At 65.0% G+C, this 18,342-nt stretch carries 14 protein-coding genes; 4 read left to right on the top strand and 10 right to left on the bottom strand.

Features of this window, described 5'->3' with window-relative positions; translation table 11 throughout:
* Window positions 1-8: 8 nt before the first annotated feature.
* Window positions 9-1,010 carry a DUF2955 domain-containing protein gene (locus AC1Z3O_RS06940; protein ID WP_483514648.1) on the top strand — a complete coding sequence of 334 codons (1,002 nt, stop codon included), beginning with the start codon at window positions 9-11 and terminating at the stop codon, window positions 1,008-1,010.
* Between the two features lie 49 nt (window positions 1,011-1,059).
* Window positions 1,060-1,509, top strand: a complete 450-nt coding sequence (locus tag AC1Z3O_RS06935) for an ion channel (protein ID WP_483514647.1) — start codon at window positions 1,060-1,062, stop codon at window positions 1,507-1,509.
* Window positions 1,510-1,631: 122 nt separating this feature from the next.
* Here AC1Z3O_RS06935 and AC1Z3O_RS06930 read toward each other — a convergent pair whose 3' ends face one another.
* Both AC1Z3O_RS06930 and AC1Z3O_RS06925 read right to left on the bottom strand, forming a co-directional pair.
* The gene (locus AC1Z3O_RS06930; RefSeq protein WP_483514645.1) at window positions 1,632-4,388 is read right to left on the bottom strand and encodes a decarboxylase; all 2,757 of its coding nucleotides are present in this window, start codon (window positions 4,386-4,388) and stop codon (window positions 1,632-1,634) included.
* Between the two features lie 357 nt (window positions 4,389-4,745).
* The gene (locus AC1Z3O_RS06925) at window positions 4,746-5,102 is read right to left on the bottom strand and encodes a hypothetical protein (protein ID WP_483514643.1); all 357 of its coding nucleotides are present in this window, start codon (window positions 5,100-5,102) and stop codon (window positions 4,746-4,748) included.
* Between the two features lie 364 nt (window positions 5,103-5,466).
* Between AC1Z3O_RS06925 and AC1Z3O_RS06920 the strand changes: the two genes are divergently transcribed.
* Both AC1Z3O_RS06920 and aspT read left to right on the top strand, forming a co-directional pair.
* Window positions 5,467-7,077: a bifunctional aspartate transaminase/aspartate 4-decarboxylase gene (locus AC1Z3O_RS06920; protein ID WP_483514641.1), complete on the top strand. Its 1,611-nt coding sequence runs from the start codon at window positions 5,467-5,469 to the stop codon at window positions 7,075-7,077.
* 56 nt (window positions 7,078-7,133) lie between these two features.
* Window positions 7,134-8,822 carry an aspartate-alanine antiporter gene (aspT, locus tag AC1Z3O_RS06915; RefSeq protein ID WP_483514639.1) on the top strand — a complete coding sequence of 563 codons (1,689 nt, stop codon included), beginning with the start codon at window positions 7,134-7,136 and terminating at the stop codon, window positions 8,820-8,822.
* Between the two features lie 151 nt (window positions 8,823-8,973).
* Here the strand turns inward: aspT and AC1Z3O_RS06910 are convergent, their stop codons facing one another.
* From AC1Z3O_RS06910 to phaC, 8 genes are all read right to left on the bottom strand, one after another.
* Window positions 8,974-9,564 carry a hypothetical protein gene (locus AC1Z3O_RS06910; protein ID WP_483514637.1) on the bottom strand — a complete coding sequence of 197 codons (591 nt, stop codon included), beginning with the start codon at window positions 9,562-9,564 and terminating at the stop codon, window positions 8,974-8,976.
* Between the two features lie 91 nt (window positions 9,565-9,655).
* Complete coding sequence (locus AC1Z3O_RS06905) at window positions 9,656-10,132, bottom strand: glycine zipper domain-containing protein (RefSeq protein WP_483514636.1); 477 nt, start codon at window positions 10,130-10,132, stop codon at window positions 9,656-9,658.
* A 33-nt stretch (window positions 10,133-10,165) separates the two neighbouring features.
* On the bottom strand, window positions 10,166-10,366 hold the full coding sequence (locus AC1Z3O_RS06900) for a hypothetical protein (RefSeq protein ID WP_483514634.1): 201 nt from the start codon (window positions 10,364-10,366) through the stop codon (window positions 10,166-10,168).
* 210 nt (window positions 10,367-10,576) lie between these two features.
* Window positions 10,577-12,895: a DUF3141 domain-containing protein gene (locus AC1Z3O_RS06895; RefSeq protein ID WP_483514632.1), complete on the bottom strand. Its 2,319-nt coding sequence runs from the start codon at window positions 12,893-12,895 to the stop codon at window positions 10,577-10,579.
* Between the two features lie 672 nt (window positions 12,896-13,567).
* A complete protein-coding gene (gene phaR / locus AC1Z3O_RS06890; protein WP_483514630.1) occupies window positions 13,568-14,131 on the bottom strand; it encodes a polyhydroxyalkanoate synthesis repressor PhaR in 564 nt (187 codons plus the stop codon).
* Window positions 14,132-14,452: 321 nt separating this feature from the next.
* Window positions 14,453-15,193 carry a 3-ketoacyl-ACP reductase gene (locus tag AC1Z3O_RS06885; protein WP_483514628.1) on the bottom strand — a complete coding sequence of 247 codons (741 nt, stop codon included), beginning with the start codon at window positions 15,191-15,193 and terminating at the stop codon, window positions 14,453-14,455.
* A gap of 71 nt (window positions 15,194-15,264) precedes the next feature.
* Window positions 15,265-16,446, bottom strand: coding sequence for an acetyl-CoA C-acetyltransferase (locus tag AC1Z3O_RS06880; protein WP_483514625.1), 1,182 nt, complete (start codon window positions 16,444-16,446; stop codon window positions 15,265-15,267).
* A gap of 99 nt (window positions 16,447-16,545) precedes the next feature.
* Window positions 16,546-18,321 (bottom strand): class I poly(R)-hydroxyalkanoic acid synthase, encoded by a 1,776-nt coding sequence (gene phaC / locus AC1Z3O_RS06875; RefSeq protein ID WP_483514623.1) that lies wholly within the window; start codon window positions 18,319-18,321, stop codon window positions 16,546-16,548.
* Between the last annotated feature and the right edge of the window lie 21 nt (window positions 18,322-18,342).

The following is an 18,342-nucleotide window of genomic DNA, read 5'->3' as shown; positions in this document are numbered from 1 at the left end:
CAACGCCCATGGCCAACGACTCCGGGATCCGCGGCCGGCGTGCACTGCGCCTGGCCCTCGGCACGGCACTGTGCCTGGCGGCCAGCTTCGGCCTGGGCTGGCCGCTGCCGATGGTGGCGCCGGTGCTCGGCCTGATCCTGTTCGCCACGCTCGACCGTCCGCTGCCCCTCAAGGCCGGGCTGGGCCTGGCACTGATGGTCATGCTGACCACCGGCAGCGGCCTGCTGCTCATCCCCTTCCTGCGCCACTACAAGTTCAGCGGCGTACTCATGCTCAGCCTCTGCCTCTTCCTGGCGTTCCGCTATGGCTTGCGTGGCGGGAACAATCTTGTCGCCACCTTCCTGGCGGCCGGGCTGACCATGATCTCCGCGGCCGGCACCGCCGACTTCGGGCTGGCGGTCACGGTGATCACCGCCCTGGTCAAGGGACTCCTCGCCGGTGTCCTGGTATTGACGCTCGGGCACTGGCTGCTGCCCGAACCGGCTGGCGCGCGGGCACCGCCGCCCGCCGCGGCACTGCCCGAGGAAGACACCGCCCGCATGGCGCTGCGCGCCACCATGGTGGTGCTGCCAGCCTATCTGCTGGCCTTGAGCGACCCTGCCACCTATATGCCGATTGTGATGAAGTCCGTCACCCTCGGCCGGCAGAGCTGCACGATGGCCCGCCACGCCGCGCGCGAGTTGCTCGGCTCCACCCTGCTCGGCGGCGCGCTGGCCATCCTGTTCTGGTGCGCGCTCAGCCTGTTCGTGCACCTGTGGATGTTCTTCCTGTGGATGGTACTGTTCGGCCTGCTGGCGGCGCGCAAGCTCTACGCCATCTCGCCCACGTCCTACCGTGCCAGCTTCTGGCTCAACAGCCTCGTGACCATGATCATCCTGCTCGCGCAGTCGGTAGAGGACAGCGCCGCCGGCAAGGATGTCTATAGCGCCTTTGCGATCCGCATGGCATTGTTCGTCGCCATTACTTTGTATGCCTGCCTGATGCTGGCGCTGCTGGACCGGCGCCGCTGACCCGAGCCACGCCGCACATGGCCATCTCCCCTCTTCGACTGGACCGACGATGCTCCTCCCCTTGCTCACCGCCACGCCCGTGATGTTGCTCTGCCTCATGCTGCAGGGCATTGTCGTCGCCGCCTGCCTGCGCCGCTATGCGCGCTTCAGGCACAGCCGGCTCAAGCACGATTCGCTGTGGATCGATATCACGCTGCTCTCGCTGGTGATGCTGTTCACCCTGCTCTGCAATTTCGTGCAGATGGCCCTGTGGGCGGCGCTGTTCATGATCCTCGGCGAATTCCAGGATTTCGCCACCGCCCTCTATCATTCGGGGGTCAATTTCGCCACGCTGGGCTATGGCGATATCGTCATGTCGAAGACCTGGCGCATCCTCGGCCCGATCGAGGCGGCCAACGGCATCCTGATGTTCGGGCTGTCGACCGCCGTGATGACCGCCACGGTGCTGGACGTGATCAAGTACCACGCTGCCGCATGGCAGCAGGGCAACGTGGCTTAGCGGGGCTCTGTCGCTGCCGCCTCGATCCGGTCCCCGCAGCCGCGCACGCTGTCGCTTCCGGCCCGGAAGGAAGCGATGCGCGCGCGGCTAGGCGGATCGTCGGCGGCGGCCGACCGCGCCCCTTATCGCACAGTGCGCTTGAGCGCGTCCAGCGCCTCCGGCTTGAGCAGCTCCAGGCCACGCGCGGCGTTGTAGCCATGGATCTCCTTCACATCGAGCTTGCGCATGAATGCGATGGTCTCGGGAGTGATGACCTGCCCCGGCACCATGATCGGGAAGCCGGGCGGATACGGGATCACGAACTTCGCGGAAACCAGTTCGGGACCGTTCTTCAGGCGCTCATCGATGCGCGGGTCGTTCAGACGGATGCACTCGCAGGCGTGCGGGTTGTAGGCCAGGTAGTAGGCAGTGCGCATATCCCCTTCCGGCGTCGCGCTCTCGCTGCTTTCGCGCAGGGCATTGTGGAAGCGGCTGAAGTCGGGCAGTTCCGGCACGTCCTCCACCAGGCTCTTGACCCGCGCCGCGAAGCCCGCCCGCACCTCTTCGCCGCCTTCGGCCAGTTCCCGCTCGATGCCGCGCGAGATGTCGGCCAGCGCCTTCAGCAAGTGCGCCATGTCGCTGCGGGTATTGTTGATGTTGATCTGGACCAGCACGCTGTTGCGCGAGGTCTTGTTGATCTGGATATCGTAGCTCTCAGCGAGCAGCCCCTTGAACCGCGTGCCATCGTAGCCGGCGTTGCCGCACAGCAGCGTGATGCGGGTGGGGTCGAGAAAGAACTCGTCGTGGCGCAGGGCCTGCGTGGCGTCCGCAATGGTCGTGCCGGGTGAACCGTAATCGGTGTAGCCTGATTGCCGATAGGCTTCGGGGATCATCTCGGCGGGCGTGGCCGCGCGGAAATAGCAGGAAATCAGCGGGTGATTATTGATCTCCCGGCGGATCTCAATGGCGAGCTGGATGGCGCGCTGCACCAGCTCGAATCCCTCGAGCTCCATCTGCCGCCGCGCGACGTCGATCGACGCGATGATCTGCAGATTGGGCGAGGTCGAGGTATGGGTGAAGAAGGCCTCCTTGAACTGCGCCTCGACGGTATGGAATTCCTGGTCCGCCACCACGATGATCGACCCTTGCCGCAGGGCCGACATCGATTTGTGGATCGAGTCGGTCTCATAGACGCGAATGCTGACCTTGTCGGGATCGGGCAGCAACGGCATGTCGAGCAGGCGCGGATCGGTTTCGCCGATGTTGCCGAGGGAGCTCTTGAACGCTTCATACTTATCGCGGTAGGCCGGATCGCGCATCAGTTCACGCAGCTTCACGGCAGCGCCCATTGCGGTGCGCATCCGCAGTATGGGCGAGAAGCGCGCATAGCCGAACCAGGCCTCGTCCCACAGGAAGATCAGGTCCGGCTTGATCGCCAGGCACTCCAGCATGGTCTGTTCGACATTGGCAATATGGCCGTCGAAGGTGCAGTTGGTCAGCACCAGCATCTTCGCACGATCGAGCTTGCCTTCGGCCTTCAGCGCCAGCAGCGCCTGCTTGATGGGGCGGATGGCCAGGCTGCCGTACATGGAGTACTGCGTCAGTGGATAGGCATCGATATAGAGCGGCCGCGCGCCGGCGAGCACGATACCGTAATGGTGCGATTTGTGGCAGTCGCGATCGATCAGCACGATGTCGCCGGGCGTCAGCAAGGCCTGGTGCACGATCTTGTTGGCCGTGGACGTGCCATTGGTGACGAAGAAGGAGCGGTCGCCACCCAGCGCGCGTGCCGCCTTGTCCTGTGCGAGCTTGATATTGCCGGTGGGTTCCAGCAGGCTGTCCAGCCCGCCGGTCGTCGCCGACGATTCGGCCAGGAACAGGTTCGCGCCATAGAACTCGCCCATGTCGCGGATCCAGTTCGACTTGAAGATCGACTTGCCGCGCGCGACGGGCAGCGCGTGGAAGGTCCCGATCGGCCGCGCAGCGTAGTTCTTCAGGTTGTCGAAATACGGCGTATCGTAGCGGTCCTTGATGCCATCGAGGACGGCAAGATGGACTTCCATCGGTTCCTCCGCGCCATAGAAGATGCGGCGCAGCGGCGCCGCCTCCTCCGAGCCGGCGAGCTGGGCGACATCGCGATCGCTCGACAGGAACACGTCGAGCTCGGGGCGCAGGCCACGGATCAGGCGCGCCAACGCGGTGCCCAGGTCTTCCAGGGAAGCGCCGGTCCCGGTCGGCGTATTGCGCGTGATGATGTCGCGCAGTGCGGGGGAGGTATATTGCGAAGCAAAGGTGAAGCCGTCGACGATCACCACCGACTGCAGGTTGTAGTTGAGGATGGTGGCAAGCAGCGCGTCCTCGAAGGTGCCGACCACGACGGTCTCGTAGATGAAGTTGTCATCGTCCCGACGCAGGCGGCGGAAAGTCTCCCGGATATCCGGCCACGTTGCGCGTTCTCCCGCGGATACCACCAGCACCTCGAAGTAGGGCTTGCGGCTTTGCCCGTGGCCGATGGACGGCGGCAGGAAATCGGGAAGATGAAGCTCGCCCTCCTCGTCGCCGTTCCAGGCTTCCATGTCGTCGCGGTAGCTGTTGGCCAGCAAAGCACCGCTGATGCGCCGCACCAGGCGTGACAGCCCTACCCAGTCGCCGCCGGCCAGCCGTTCGTGCACGGTCTCCATCAGATGGGGACCGGGGTAGGCATTCAGCTCCTCCAGCGGGTGCAGTTCCTCCAGTATCGCGCCGGCCTTCTGCCGCAACGTGGCGACATCGGGTTCGGGCTGCGTGGCAAGCGTCTGCGCGATCCGGTTGAGGATCCGCCAGCGGTCGACTCTCGCTTCCGACATCGAAAAGAACTGGTTGAGACCGAACTGCGGCGTGTGCTTGTCTTTGCCGTCCATGTGCTGCCTCCGGAAAAATCGAGGTCGCGTGCGAAGCGCGACGCTGGTGCACCGCGTAAATGCCGGCCATTGGCCGGTAATGGGCCGTAATGTGCCGCTCATGTATTTGGACTTGGACAATGCCGTGGCAGTACCGCCGCCGACGGCACATGGCTCCGCGCAGCCGGGCGTTGACCGCCCCGCCGTGGAAGCATTGCTTGCGTCCATTCAAGCTAGTGCAATTCCGGCCGAATAGCGGAATTTAGTGAAGATCGTCGCGGCAGGCCCGCGCGGATTCGCAACCCGGCGTCTTCTTGCGGGCGCGAGGCCTTTCCAACTTTCCAAGCGAATGGTTCAGAGAACCCGCGCCGGCGCTAGCTAATGTGTGCACTTCGCCCGGAAGGTGTCGATCAGGTCATCGCGCGAGCGGTCTCGCTCGATCCCCGATCCCACCCGGCCCTGGCTTGTCGTGATGGACGATCCCCCAGCCTGGTACGCACGCTTCGGCGTGGCGTTGAATTGCTCCAGCAATTCCTGGCATTCCGCGGAATTGATATTGCCCGCTGCCTGCGCTCCGGGCACGGGGCGATGCGGGCTGTGGCCGGCCTGCACCGCGTCGCTGATGGCATCGGCCGCGGCGGCATTGCCGTCCTGCCTCTGTGCGTGTGCAATCCCCGCTGCGCCGAGCGCGGCGCCGACGGCCAGGCTGCAGATCAAACGATGGAAATCCAGCATTCTGTCCACTCCATTGCTCTACTACCACGATCTTATGCCTTCGCTTTCCCCTTGCGTTGGTTCCGCATGTCTCTCATACAGCAGGGCGCGCTGCGATCGGACCGGCCTGTCCTGTACCTGACAAGATTAGGCGAAAAGGACGTTCGCAGCACCGGCTGCACCCGCCGCATCCGCCTGCACCACAACCCTCCGCACGCGCCGTCCCGGCAGCCGGCGATGGACCATGTGGTCCATGGTCCAATACCGTCGGCTCCGAGCGTCTCATATCTTGTTGGGAAGACCCCTGTCTAGCATCGTCCACGCGCGCCGCGCACTACGCGTGCCGGGCGTGGATACCCACGCACAACGTTCTGGAGGATATGCCATGGGCCAACGGGATATGTCGAAGCTGGCAAGCCTGTCTCCATTCGAGCTCAAGGACGAGCTCATCAAGCTGGCTGGCAGCACCTCGAACCGCTTGATGCTCAACGCCGGGCGGGGTAACCCCAACTTCCTCGCGACCGTGCCGCGGCATGGCTTCTGGCAGCTCGGGCTGTTTGCGATGATCGAATCGGAGCGGTCCTTCTCCTACCTGCCGGAGGGCGTGGGCGGCTTTCCGCGGCGCGCCGGGATCGAAGAGCGCTTCGATCTCTACGCACGCCAACACCGGGATGTGCCCGGGGTGAAGTTCCTCACCGGTGCGGTTTCCTTCGTGCGCGACCAGTTCGGCCTCGACGGCGGCGATTTTCTCTATGAGATGTGCCAAGGAATCCTGGCCTGCAACTACCCGGTACCCGACCGCATGCTCCGGTACAGCGAGAAGATCGTGAAGCAGTACATCCGCAAGGAGATGATCGGCGGACACCCCTTCGTCGGCGACTTCGATCTGTTCGCGGTGGAAGGCGGGACTGCCGCCATGGCATACCTGTTCAATTCGATGAGCATCAACCGCCTGCTCAAGCCTGGCGACACCATCGCGCTCGGCAAGCCCATCTTCACGCCGTATATCGAGATCCCGGAACTGAAGGAATACAGCCTGACCGAACTGGCGATCGACGCGGATCCCGCCGCTGGCTGGCAGTACTCCCACAAGGAACTGGACAAGCTGCGCGACCCGAAGGTCAAGGCCTTCTTCCTCGTCAATCCGAGCAACCCGCCATCGGTGCGGATGAGTGGCCCCAGCCTGGAATACCTGGCCTCGATCGTCGAGGAACGGCCTGACCTGATCATCCTGACCGACGATGTCTATGGCACCTTCGCCGACGACTTCGTCTCGCTGTTCGCCATGTGTCCGAGAAACACCATCCTGGTGTACTCGTTCTCCAAGTACTTCGGCGCCACCGGCTGGCGGCTGGGCGTCATCGCCACGCACAAGTCGAACCTGTTCGACGCCATGATCGCCAAGCTGCCCAAGGGCGATCGGGAAGTCCTGCATCACCGCTACTCGTCCATCACCACGGAGCCGGAGAAGCTGCCCTTCATCGACCGCATCGTGGCAGACAGCCGTGCCGTGGCGCTGAACCACACGGCGGGCCTGTCCACGCCGCAGCAGGTGCAGATGGTGCTCTTCTCGCTCTTCTCGCTGATGGACTCCGCCGAAAGCTACAAGAACGCGATGAAGCGCCTGATCCGCAGCCGCAAGGCCGCGCTGTACCGCGGCATGGGCACCAAGCTCGAGCCGGCCGACGCCAACGTAGTCGACTACTACACGCTGCTGGACGTGGAGCAGATGAGCCGCGAAGTGGGGGCGGATTTCGTCAAGTGGCTGCTGGAATCGATCCAGCCGCATGAACTGCTGTTCCGGCTGGCAGAGGAAGCCGGCGTTGTCCTACTGCCGGGCGGTGGCTTCGGTACCCGCCACCCGTCCGGGCGCGTGTCGCTGGCCAATCTCAATGAGGAAGACTACGTGAAGATCGGCCGTTCCGTGCGCAAGCTGCGCGACGAATACCTGGAGCGCTACCGCACGACCGGGGGGAAGCCTAGCAAGGGAAAGTAGGATCAACGAAGGCAGCGAAGGCAGTACGCCTACACGTAGCCACTGGAGGAGTCGCCGTGTCCTGGTTCGTAACAACACTAAAGGCCTATCCGGAGATCGCCATCTTCCTCGCGCTGGGAATCGGCTACTGGGTCGGCGGCAAAAGCTTCAAGGGCTTCAGTCTGGGCGCGGTGACCTCGACGCTGCTGGTGTCGATCGTCATCGGCATCCTTGGCGTGAAGATCTCGCCCAACGTGAAGTCCGTGTTTTTCCTGCTCTTCCTCTTTGCCGTCGGCTACGGCGTGGGGCCGCAGTTCGTGCGCGGCATCGCCAAGGATGGCGTGCCGCAGGCGGTCTTTGCCGCGGTGCTGGCGGTGCTGTCCCTGGCGGCGTCGGTCGGTGCGGCCATGCTGGCGGGATACGACCTCGGCTCGGCGGCCGGGCTGTTCGCCGGATCGCAGACGATCTCCGCCTCGATGGGCCTGGCCACCGACGCGATTAACCGGCTCGGACTGCCACCCGACGAGGCCAAGACGCTCCTCGATGCCATGCCGATCGCCTATGCCGTGACCTACATCTTCGGCACCGTCGGGTCGGCCATCATCCTGGCGCAGATCGGACCCAAGATGCTTGGCATCAACCTCGTCGAGGCCTGCAAGGCGTATGAGCGATCCCTCGGTGCCGGGGAGGAAGACGAAGGCGGCGTCAAGTGGCACCAGTTCGAACTGCGCGCCTACGCGCTGGCGCCCGACAGCCCGTATATCGGCAAGCGGGTCGGCGATATCGAGGCCGGCGTAGAGGAAGGCTACCGTGCCTTTGTCGAGCGCATCCGCCGCGATGGCAAGATCATCGAAGCGACTGTAGACACCACGCTGGCGGCCGGCGACATCGTCGCCATCGGCGGCAAGCGGAACCAGTTGATCGAGCGCCTGGGGCCGAGCGGCCGCGAGGTGGAAGACTCCGACCTGATCAACGTGCAGACCGAAGGCGTGGACATCTATATCACCAACAAGGAGGTCGACGGGCACTCGCTCCATGAACTGGCAAGCTGGCCCGGCGCGCGCGGCGTGTTCCTGAAGAAGATCAAGCGGGGACCCACGGAGACCGTGATCCCCGTCCTGCCGAAGACGAAGCTCTATCGCGGCGATGTCATCACCCTGGTCGGCCGTACCCAGGACATCAACGCCACCGCCAAGCAGCTCGGCTATATCGATCGCCCCACCACGGTCACGGACGTCGCCTTCATGTCGCTGGCGATCACCGTCGGCGCGCTGATCGGCGCCATCGTCATCAAGGCGGGCGGCATCCCGCTGACCATCTCCACGGCGGGCGGCGCGCTCATCGCCGGCATCATCTTCGGGTGGTACCGGGCCATCCACCCGACCTTCGGGCGGATCCCTGAGCCGACGGTCTGGTTCATGAACTCGGTAGGCCTCAATGTCTTCATCGCGGTGGTCGGCATCTCTGCCGGCCCAGGCTTCATCGCCGGCTTGCAGAAGCTCGGCATCAGCCTGTTCCTCTGGGGCATCTTCGCCACCTCGGTCCCGCTGTTCATCGGCATGCTGCTCGCCAAGTTCGTGTTCCGCTTCGATCCCGCGATCCTGCTCGGCGTCTGCGCGGGCGCGCGCACCACGACGGCCGCATTGGGCATGGTCTGCGAAGCGGCGCAAAGCCAGGTGCCCGGCCTCGGCTACACGGTGACCTACGCCGTGGGCAATACACTGCTGACCATCTGGGGGATGGTGGTGATCATGCTGATGTCCTGATCCCACCCCGGTGCCCTACGGCGTTGTTACGGCGTCACATGTCCAACGCCCGCCTGGAAGGCACCGGCTACCGGCGCCGCTCAGGCGCCCTCCCTGAGCCTTTCGCCCCGGCACGCGCTGCAGCGCAGTCCATGCCGGGGCACCGCTCAGCCTACTTTGCCGTTGTTGCCGGCTCCACCGCCACCGCCACCGCTTGCGTGTAGACCGCGTGCACACGATCTCCCTTCTTGATGGCCTTGAGCTGCTCGGGATCCTCCACCATCAGGTCGACCGTATTGCCGCGTGGCCCTTTCACCGTCACCGTCTTGGCATCGGCGTTCACCGCGACCACATCCGCCACCACGGTCACCTCACGCCCGATGGTACCGCCCGGCCTGGCGCCGGGTTGCGCGCGCTCGGAAATCTTGCGCTCATGCATGGAAAGCGGTCCGCCACCCTTCTTCAGGCTCACGGTCAGCGCTTCCTTGTAGGTCACGGTCACCGTGTCGCCCACCTTGAGCTGGTCGAAATTGCGAGCCTCCTCGCCGACCTCCAGTTCCACGATGCGGCCGTCGTCCGTCCTGAGCTTCACCGTCCGCTTGGCGGCGTCGAGCGAAACGATGATCGCCGTCGCGGTCAGGGTGCCGGTCGCCGTTACCTGCCCCGGCGCACGCATGACATCCACGTTCGTCGCCGGCTGGGCCTGAAGCGGTCCGCTGAATGCCAGCAGCGCGGCAATCGCCAGCAAGGTCTTTCTGTTCATATGACCTCCTTTAGGTCTTCTACCTCAAGCACAGCAGCGCGGAACCGGCCGGCTCACGGGGCCGGTTCCTGCGCGGTTCCTGGCCAGGCCTCTACCTGATGGTGTAGCCGCGCCCCTCCATGCAGGCGGAATAGGCCCGGTAATAGGTATCCATGGCACCCTGCGCCTGCCCCTGCTGCGCGGCCTGCGCGTTGCGCTGGTTCTGGCGCGCGCGCGAGCCGCCGACCATGGTGCCGGCCGCGGCGCCCACCGCGGCACCCTTGCCTGCGTCGCCAGCGATGCCACCGATCACCGCGCCGCCCACGGCACCACGCGCGGCACCGCCGACCCGCTCGCCCCCGCCCACCGCGGGGCCTGACGGTGGCGGCGGCGCAGCGGCCACGGCCGCCGGGTCGATGCCGGTATTGGTCTTCGCCCACGAATAGCAAGAGCCCTCGTCCTGCTGTTGCTGCTGCGGGCTTTGGCCCTTGGCCGGATAGGCGACCGGCTTCGATTGCGCGATCGCCCCGCAACAGATAAGGGCGGCGAGCGTGGCACCGCCAGCGCGCCAGACGTTCCGTGTTTCCATAGCGACTCCTTGCAGGTCTGCGCGGCACTCGGGCTATGGCGCTGCCCGGTACTTCGCGGCATGGACGCGGCCCATGCGCTGCCCGGGACTGAATGGCTTGCGCAGAAAGCCCAGGGTGCCGGCGGTCAGCGACCTCCCGCGTGCCTCGGGAATATCGTCGGCCGTGATCAACACGACGGGCAGTGCCTTCCCATCCAAGCGCCCTTGCCTCTCGAGTGCGCCGATCTCCAGCATGCACACGGCATGCACATGGCATGGTATGAGCCTATGCAACGGCCTTGCCCCCGGCTAGTGGACCATGGTCCATGCTCCCGCCGGCATGCGCGGGGGTTGCCGGCCGCCCACGCCGGCACGCTGCGCGATACCCCGGTGCCGGCCACCCCGGCCACTCCCGTGAACTCACCGGCGTACCGGCCGCCTTTCACCCGGGCTTCTGCCGTACCTTCATGCTGATGTGGCGCCGCCGCTGCGGCGCACGCCTTCCGGCCTCGCCGACAGGACCGAACGGATCGATGCGAGCATCGCCGCCTGCTCGTCGGTCGGTTTGACGCCCAGCAGACGCGTGTCGGTCTTCAGCCGCTCGGCGAGGTCCTGCAAGCGCTCCCGGTCGGCCGGGTCCTTGAGCAAGGCGGGCAGTGTCTCGACCGCCTGCGCTGGCGCATGCTTCGCGATGATCTGCTGCCGGCCGCGCACCGTACGCCATGCATCCAGGGACATGGTCGGCAGCAGCGCCGAATAGTCCGTCACCAGTTCCTTGCGCATCTCGAGCCGCGACAGTGGCAATGGCTCGCCCTCGCGATGCAGCAGGCAGGCCACGCGGGCAATCGCTTCGGCGTAGCCCCCCTCCGCGATCGAGGCCAGGGCCGCGATGACCTCCGGCATTTCATCCGGCGCCACCGCTGCCGGCATGCTCCCGCGCCCAGGCGCCTCGTCATGGAGATAGAAGGAGAACAGATTGGCATAGATGCCAAAGAAGCTTGCCTCCGTCATGGCGTCGCGCACCGCGCGGTACGCGTCCAGGCCGGCGCTGAGCATTTCGGCGCCCGCCTGCTCGCGCTGCCGCATGGGGTTGTCCGCATCCAGCGCCTGCCGGTTTGCCCTGACGGCCGTGGCGGCGGGGCCCAGCCACGCCAGCCATGGATTCATGTCGGAGAAGGCCCAGTGCTGGACCCGCAAGGGATGGAACTCACGCAGCATGCGCGCCGACATCTCGTTGGACATCGCCTGCACGAGCGGCTGGGCGAACAGCTCATAGGCGCGTTGATTGAAGTCGGACAAGGCGGCAACCGCCTCGAACGGCTTCTCGTCGACCCGCTGGAAGCGATTGAACCGCTCGGCGATCTCCTCGAGTTGGTGCTCGCGGAACTCGACCGTATAATCGACCCCGCCGTCCGCGCGCGCGGTCTCCTCGATGACCATGCCATAGAGTCCCGGCGGCAGCAGTTCGATGCTCTTGAGCACCGATACGATCTGCGCGTGCTCCTTCTGCGCCACCTTGCCGGAAACGAAGATGCCAAGGTGCCCGACACTCTGGTGCATCATCCCAACGATGACCTGCCCCCGGGCCTTGATTTCCTCGGTGCTGCCATAGAGATCCATCACCCAGTTGAAGGCTTGCTGCGGCGGGGTGATGTTGTCCCCCATCGAGGCGAACAGCACGATGGGAGAACGGATGTCACGCAGATCGAAGGCCTTGCCACCGGCACCCTTGACGCCGCCGCTCCAGAGCTTGTTGCCCACGAACAGGTTCCGCGTGATCCATTCGATTTCTTCGCGGTTCATCAGGTAGTAGCCACCCCACCAGCGCTCGAACTCCAGGAAGCGCGCCGGTTCCGTATCGATCTTGCGATACAGGTTGTAGTACTTGTCCCAGAAACTGTTGGCCGGGTTCAGGTTCTCGAAGTTCTGCACCAGCCAGGCGCCATCGAACTTGCCGTTGCCAAGGTCCGCGGTCAGCGAAGCCAGCCACGTGCCGCCCAGCAGGCCGCCCGAATAGCGCATCGGATTGTCGCCCTCGCCTTCGCTCCAGGCGCCGCTCCAGTAAGACATCGGCGCGCCGTTGATCACGATCGGCCCGGTGTCGTCGGGATGCGACGCCGCCAGCATCATGGCCGCCCAGCCTCCCTGGCAGTTGCCGATGATGGCAGGCTTCGGGCTATTCGGATGCAAGGCGCGCACCCGCTTGACGAATTGCTCCTCGGCTTCGCATACATCGAGCAGCGTCTGCCCCGGCTCGGGATCGCGAAAGAAGATGACGAAATAGACGGGATGGCCCGCCCGCAGTGCCACCCCGACCTGCGAATCGTCCTTGAAGCCGCCGATGCCCGGGCCATGGCCGGCGCGCGGGTCGATGATGATGTAGGGGCGCCGGTCGTCATCGACGCTCACCCCTTCCGGCGGCGTGATCTTCAACAGGGCGTAGTTGACGGGCCGCTTGGCGTGGCGACCATCAAGCACGATCTCATAGTCGAAATGCAGCACAGGCTTGAGCCCTTCGACCGCGTTCTCGACGAAGCCGTTGCCCCGTTGCCTGAGCGTGTCCCAGAACAGGATGGCGCGCTGCGCCGCGTCCGTTGCATAGGCATACCAGTTCAGCGGATTCGAATCGGCAATCCATCGGGCGGGGTCCGACATGCCATCGCCCAAGGCGCCCTGCGCCCGCTCGTTGAAGCTTTCCCGCGCATGCTCCAGCCGCTTGTGCAGCACCAGACCTGTCTTGACGCCCACTTCACGGGCGTGTACGAGCTGCTTTCCCGCATCCATGCTGACCTCCACGACAATGTTCAGAGTGCTTTCGGGCTACAAACGATTCACCTGGAAAAAACGCTATGACACGCATATGACATCACGGTGAACCATCCGGGAAAAACGGCACGTGAAGCCCCGACTCGCGCACGCGCCGTGCGCCGGTGCATGGCAACGTCATCGATGGCAGTCGTGTGCGGCTTCGCTCGATTGCGACCGCGCCATGCCTCGCCCGCCCAGTGATCTGCGTGGCGGCCCGCCGCGTGGCATGGTCGTGAGGTCAGTTTTAGGCCAAGGAGAGCCGATGTGCCAGACTGGATTGCCGCAGTGCATGATCGGCGGAATCCTGGCGCCCCCGACGTTCAGCCTGGCCATGATCTGGCTGGTTGAGCCGCTCTTGCCCGAAGCAGCAGTTTTGTGGTCGATACGATTCGTGAAGAGGCCTAATGGCGTGCGTCCCGCCGACCCTCGTGCCCCTGCGGAGGCGGCCCGATAAGCCCAAGCAACGCGCAAGGCCCATTCAGAGCGCTTGAGGAGCGTTCTCGGGGCGTGGAAGGTAAGTGGGAGTTCGCGATGAAGTTCGCGATGAAGTTCGCGGAAACCGGCGGCTGCGGGCGGGGGTTGCAGTTCCGGCAGCGCGCGGCCGGGAAGCCGCGCGCGTGAGGGCGGCGCGGATGACCGCCCTGCCGCTCACTTCTTGGTGCCGGTGTCAGGCGGCTGGTTGAACGGGAAGGCCCCGAACATGCTCTTGGCCTGGTTCTGCATCTGTTCCTGCATCTGCACGAACAGGTTCTTGCTCTGTTCGATGTAGTTGCTCATCATGCCCTGCATCATCGGTGCCTGCATGTTCATGAACTGCGACCACATATCGGGGCTGAACGCTTCACCGGAGTACAGGCCCTTGGAGTTCTCGGCCAGCTTGTTCTGGATGTCGATGAAGGCCTGGATATTCTTCTCCAGATAGGTGCCCATCATGCCCTGCATGGCGTGGCCGTAGAAGCGGATGATCTGCGACAGCATAGCGCTGGAGAACATCGGCACGCCGCCGGTTTCCTCTTCCAGGATGATCTGCAGCAGGATGCTGCGGGTCAGTTCCTCACCCGACTTGGCATCGACGACCTTGAAGTCTTCGGTATCCATCACCAGCTGCTTCACGTCCGCCAGCGTGATGTAGGTGCTGGTTTGCGTATCGTAGAGCCTGCGGTTGGGGTACTTCTTGATCAGTCGCTCTCCGCCCTTTTTAGTCGTGGCCATCGGTGCTCTATCCTTGTGTCGTCGCTGATGTGCGCTGCTGCACCGCATGCTGTGCGATGCGCAAACCCGTTATCGTCCGCGCCCCCGCGGGAAGTCGCACGCACAGCGGATGCGCCTTATTGGTGCCGGCTGTGCCGCTAAGTTAATTCTATGCCCAACAAAGCACTAAGAAAAGCGGCCCGGCTTAAGGAAAACCCGCAACAATAAACGATTTGCGGGCCGACAGGCCCGCAAATCGACATAAATCCGGCGCCGCGCGGACCTTGTGCAGTGCGCCGATTGCGCCGCAATAAGGTCCGCTGGCAACGCCCCCGGGGGGGCTCAGCCCATGTGCAGGCCGCCGTTCAGCGAGAAGTCCGCACCGGTCGAGAAACCGGACTCGTCAGAGGACAGCCACGCGCAGATCGAGGCGATTTCCTCGGGCGTGCCCAGGCGCTTGACGGGGATGGTGCCGACGATCTTGTCCAGCACATCCTGGCGGATGGCCTTGACCATGTCGGTGGCGATATAGCCCGGCGACACCGTGTTCACGGTCACGCCCTTGGTCGCCACCTCCTGCGCCAGCGACATGGTGAAGCCGTGCAGGCCTGCCTTGGCGGTGGAGTAGTTGGTCTGGCCGAACTGGCCCTTCTGGCCGTTGACCGACGAGATATTGACGATGCGACCCCAGCCGCGGTCGACCATGCCGTCGATGACCTGCTTGGTCACGTTGAACAGCGAGGTCAGGTTGGTGTCGATCACCGCGTCCCAATCGGCACGGGTCATCTTGCGGAACACCACGTCGCGCGTGATGCCTGCATTGTTGATCAGCACATCGATCTCGCCCACTTCGGCCTTGACCTTGTCGAAGGCGGCCTTGGTCGAATCCCAGTCGGCCACGTTGCCTTCCGATCCGGTGAAGTCGAAGCCGAGGGCCTTCTGCTGCTCGAGCCACTTCTCGCGGCGCGGCGAGTTGGGGCCGCAGCCGGCGACGACGCGGAAGCCTTCCTTGGCCAGACGCTGGCAGATAGCAGTTCCGATGCCGCCCATGCCGCCGGTCACATATGCAATGCGCTGAGACATATCCACTCCTAGTTGGCTCTTTTGTTATTGACGCCGGCACGCGGGAGAGCACCCGCGCGCCGGCACACCCCTCACGGACGCTCGACTGCGAGCGCTACGCCCATGCCGCCACCGATGCACAGCGAGGCCAGGCCCTTCTTCGCGCCGCGGCGCTTCATTTCATGCAGCAGCGTCACCAGAATGCGGCAGCCCGACGCACCGATCGGATGGCCGATGGCGATGGCACCGCCGTTGACGTTGACCTTGGAGGTGTCCCAGCCCATCTGCTGGTGCACCGCCAGCGCCTGCGCGGCGAAGGCTTCGTTGATCTCCATCAGGTCCAGGTCTTCCACGCCCCAGCCGGCGCGCGACAGGCAGCGCTTGGAGGCCGGCACCGGGCCCATGCCCATCACCTTCGGGTCGACGCCGGCATTGGAGTACGCCTTGATCGTGGCGAGCGGGGTCAGCCCCAGCTCCTTGGCCTTGGCAGCCGACATCACCACCACCGCCGCAGCGCCGTCGTTGAGGCCCGAGGCATTGGCGGCGGTCACGGTGCCGCTCTTGTCGAAGGCGGGCTTCAGCCCGGCCATGGCGTCCATCGTGGCGCCGTGGCGGACGTACTCGTCCTGGTCGAAGGCGATCGGCTCGCCCTTGCGCTGCGGGATCATGACCGGCGCGATTTCCTCGGCGAAGCGGCCGGCCTTCTGCGCGGCCTCCGCCTTGTTCTGCGAGGCCACGGCGAACTCGTCCTGCGCTTCGCGCGTGATGCCGTATTCCTTGGCCACGTTCTCGGCCGTCACGCCCATGTGGTACTGGTTGTACACATCCCACAGGCCGTCGACGATCATGGAGTCGACCAGCTTGGTGTCGCCCATGCGGAAGCCGTCACGCGAGCCCGGCAGCACGTGCGGCGCGGCGCTCATGTTCTCCTGGCCGCCGGCCACCACGATCTCGGCCTCGCCGGAAATGATGGAGTTGGCCGCCAGCATCACGGCCTTCAGACCCGAGCCGCACACCTTGTTGATGGTCATGGCCGGAATCGACGCCGGCAGCCCGGCCTTGATCGAGGCCTGGCGCGCCGGGTTCTGGCCCGACGCAGCGGTCAGGACCTGGCCCATGATCACCTCGCTGACCTGCTCGGGCTTGAGGCCGGCACGCTCCAGCGCGGCCTTGATGACGATCGCACCCAACTCGGGCGCGGGAATCTTGGCGAGCGAGCCGCCGAACTTGCCCACCGCGGTACGTGCCGCGGATACGATGACAACGTCGGTCATTTGGAGTCCTTTCGAAAGTTGTCCCGATACCGGGATAAACGGAATGATCGGAATAAACAATAGTCAGGTGTCAGGCAGCAAGGCGCACGCGGGCGCCCGTCATGCCTTGGCCTTGACGTAGCGGCCCGGCGCCGGCTCGATGGCCGGATAGTGTTGATTGCCGTAGCCCGGGGGCGCGGCCTTCTTGGCGCCGGCATGCTTGCCAAGCCATGCCATCCAGTCGGGCCACCAGCTGCCGGGATGTTCCTGCGCCCCGCTCAGCCAATCCTGCGAGGTCGCGGGCAGCTTGTCGTTGGTCCAGTAATGGCGCTTCTTCTTGGCCGGAGGATTGATCACGCCGGCGATATGGCCGGACGCGCCCAGCACGAAGCGCAGGTCATTGCTCAACAGTGCGGTGGACGCGAAGGCCGCCGTCCAAGGCACGATATGGTCCTCGCGCGAGCCGTAGATATAGGTCGGCACGTCGATGGCGCCCAGGTCCACCGGGGCATTGCAGACGGTCAGCTTGCCCGGCACCTTGAGTTCGTCCTGCAGGTAGGTATGGCGCAGGTACCAGCAGTACCACGGCCCCGGCAGGTTGGTGGCGTCGCCGTTCCAGAACAGCAGGTCGAAGGGCACCGGGGTGTTGCCCTTCAGGTAATTGTCGACCACGTAGTTCCAGACCAGGTCGTTGGGACGCAGGAAGGAGAAGGTGTTGGCCAGTTCCAGCCCGCGCAGCAGGCCGCACGGCGCGCCCGCGGTGCCGCCGATGGTGGCTTCGCGCAACTGGACGTGGGCCTCGTCGACGAAGACGTCGAGAATGCCGGTGTCGGCGAAGTCGAGCAGCGTGGTCAGCAGCGTCAGGCTGGCGGCCGGGCGCTCGCCGCGCGCAGCGAGCACGGCCAGCGCCGTGGCGATGATGGTGCCGCCGACGCAGAAGCCCAGTACGTTGATGGTGTCCTGCCCGCTGATCTCGCGCGCCACCTCGACGGCGCGGATGGCGCCATGCTCGATGTAGTCGTCCCAGGTGCGTTCAGCCATGCTGGCATCCGGATTCCGCCACGACACCAGGAACACGGTGTGGCCCTGCTCCACCGCGTGGCGCACCAGCGAACCCTCGGGCTGCAGGTCCAGGATGTAGTACTTGTTGATGCAGGGCGGCACCAGCAGCAGCGGCCGGGCGTAGACCTTGTCGCTCAGCGGCTTGTACTGCAGCAGCTGGAAGTACTCGTTTTCGTAGACCACCGCGCCTTCGCTGACGGCAACATTGTGGCCCACCTCGAAGGCGGTCTCATCGGTCTGCGAGATCTTGCCGCGCCCCAGGTCCTCCAGCATGTTGCGCACGCCGGCACGCAGCGATTCGCCGCCGGATTCGATCAGCTTCTGCTGCGCCTCGGGGTTGGTGACGAGGAAATTGGCCGGCGACATTGCATCGACCCACTGCGACACGGCGAAGCGGATGCGCTGCCGCGTCTTGGCATCGGCCTCCACCGCATCGGCCAGTTCGGTCATCGTGCGGGCGTTGAGCAGGTAGAAGGCCGCCGCGAAGCGGTAAGGCACGTTGCGGCGCCAGGCTTCGCCGGCAAAGCGCCGGTCCTTCAGCGGCACGCCGTGCTCGCCCTGTCCTTCGGACATGGCGCGCCACAGCATGCCGAAGTCATGCATGTAGCGCTGCTGGATCTCGGCCAGCTGCTCGGGAGCGATCTTCAGGCCGGACAGCGCCGGCCCTGCGATGCCGTCGAGGCCCGGGAAGCCCTGGGCCGATGCCATGCCATTGGCTTGCGCCTGGCGGGACCACGCCAGCCATGCGGCTGGATCGAATGGCCCCGGCGGAAGTGAAAATGGTCGGAACTGGTCTTCCTTTGTGGAAGCTGCCGCACCCTTGCCGGTCGCCATGATGTAGTCGTCTCTCTGCCG

It is taken from the genome of Cupriavidus sp. 09_S30 (assembly GCF_056930435.1).
Note: the sequence above shows the minus strand (reverse complement) of the source record. Positions and strands in the feature narration are given on the sequence as shown.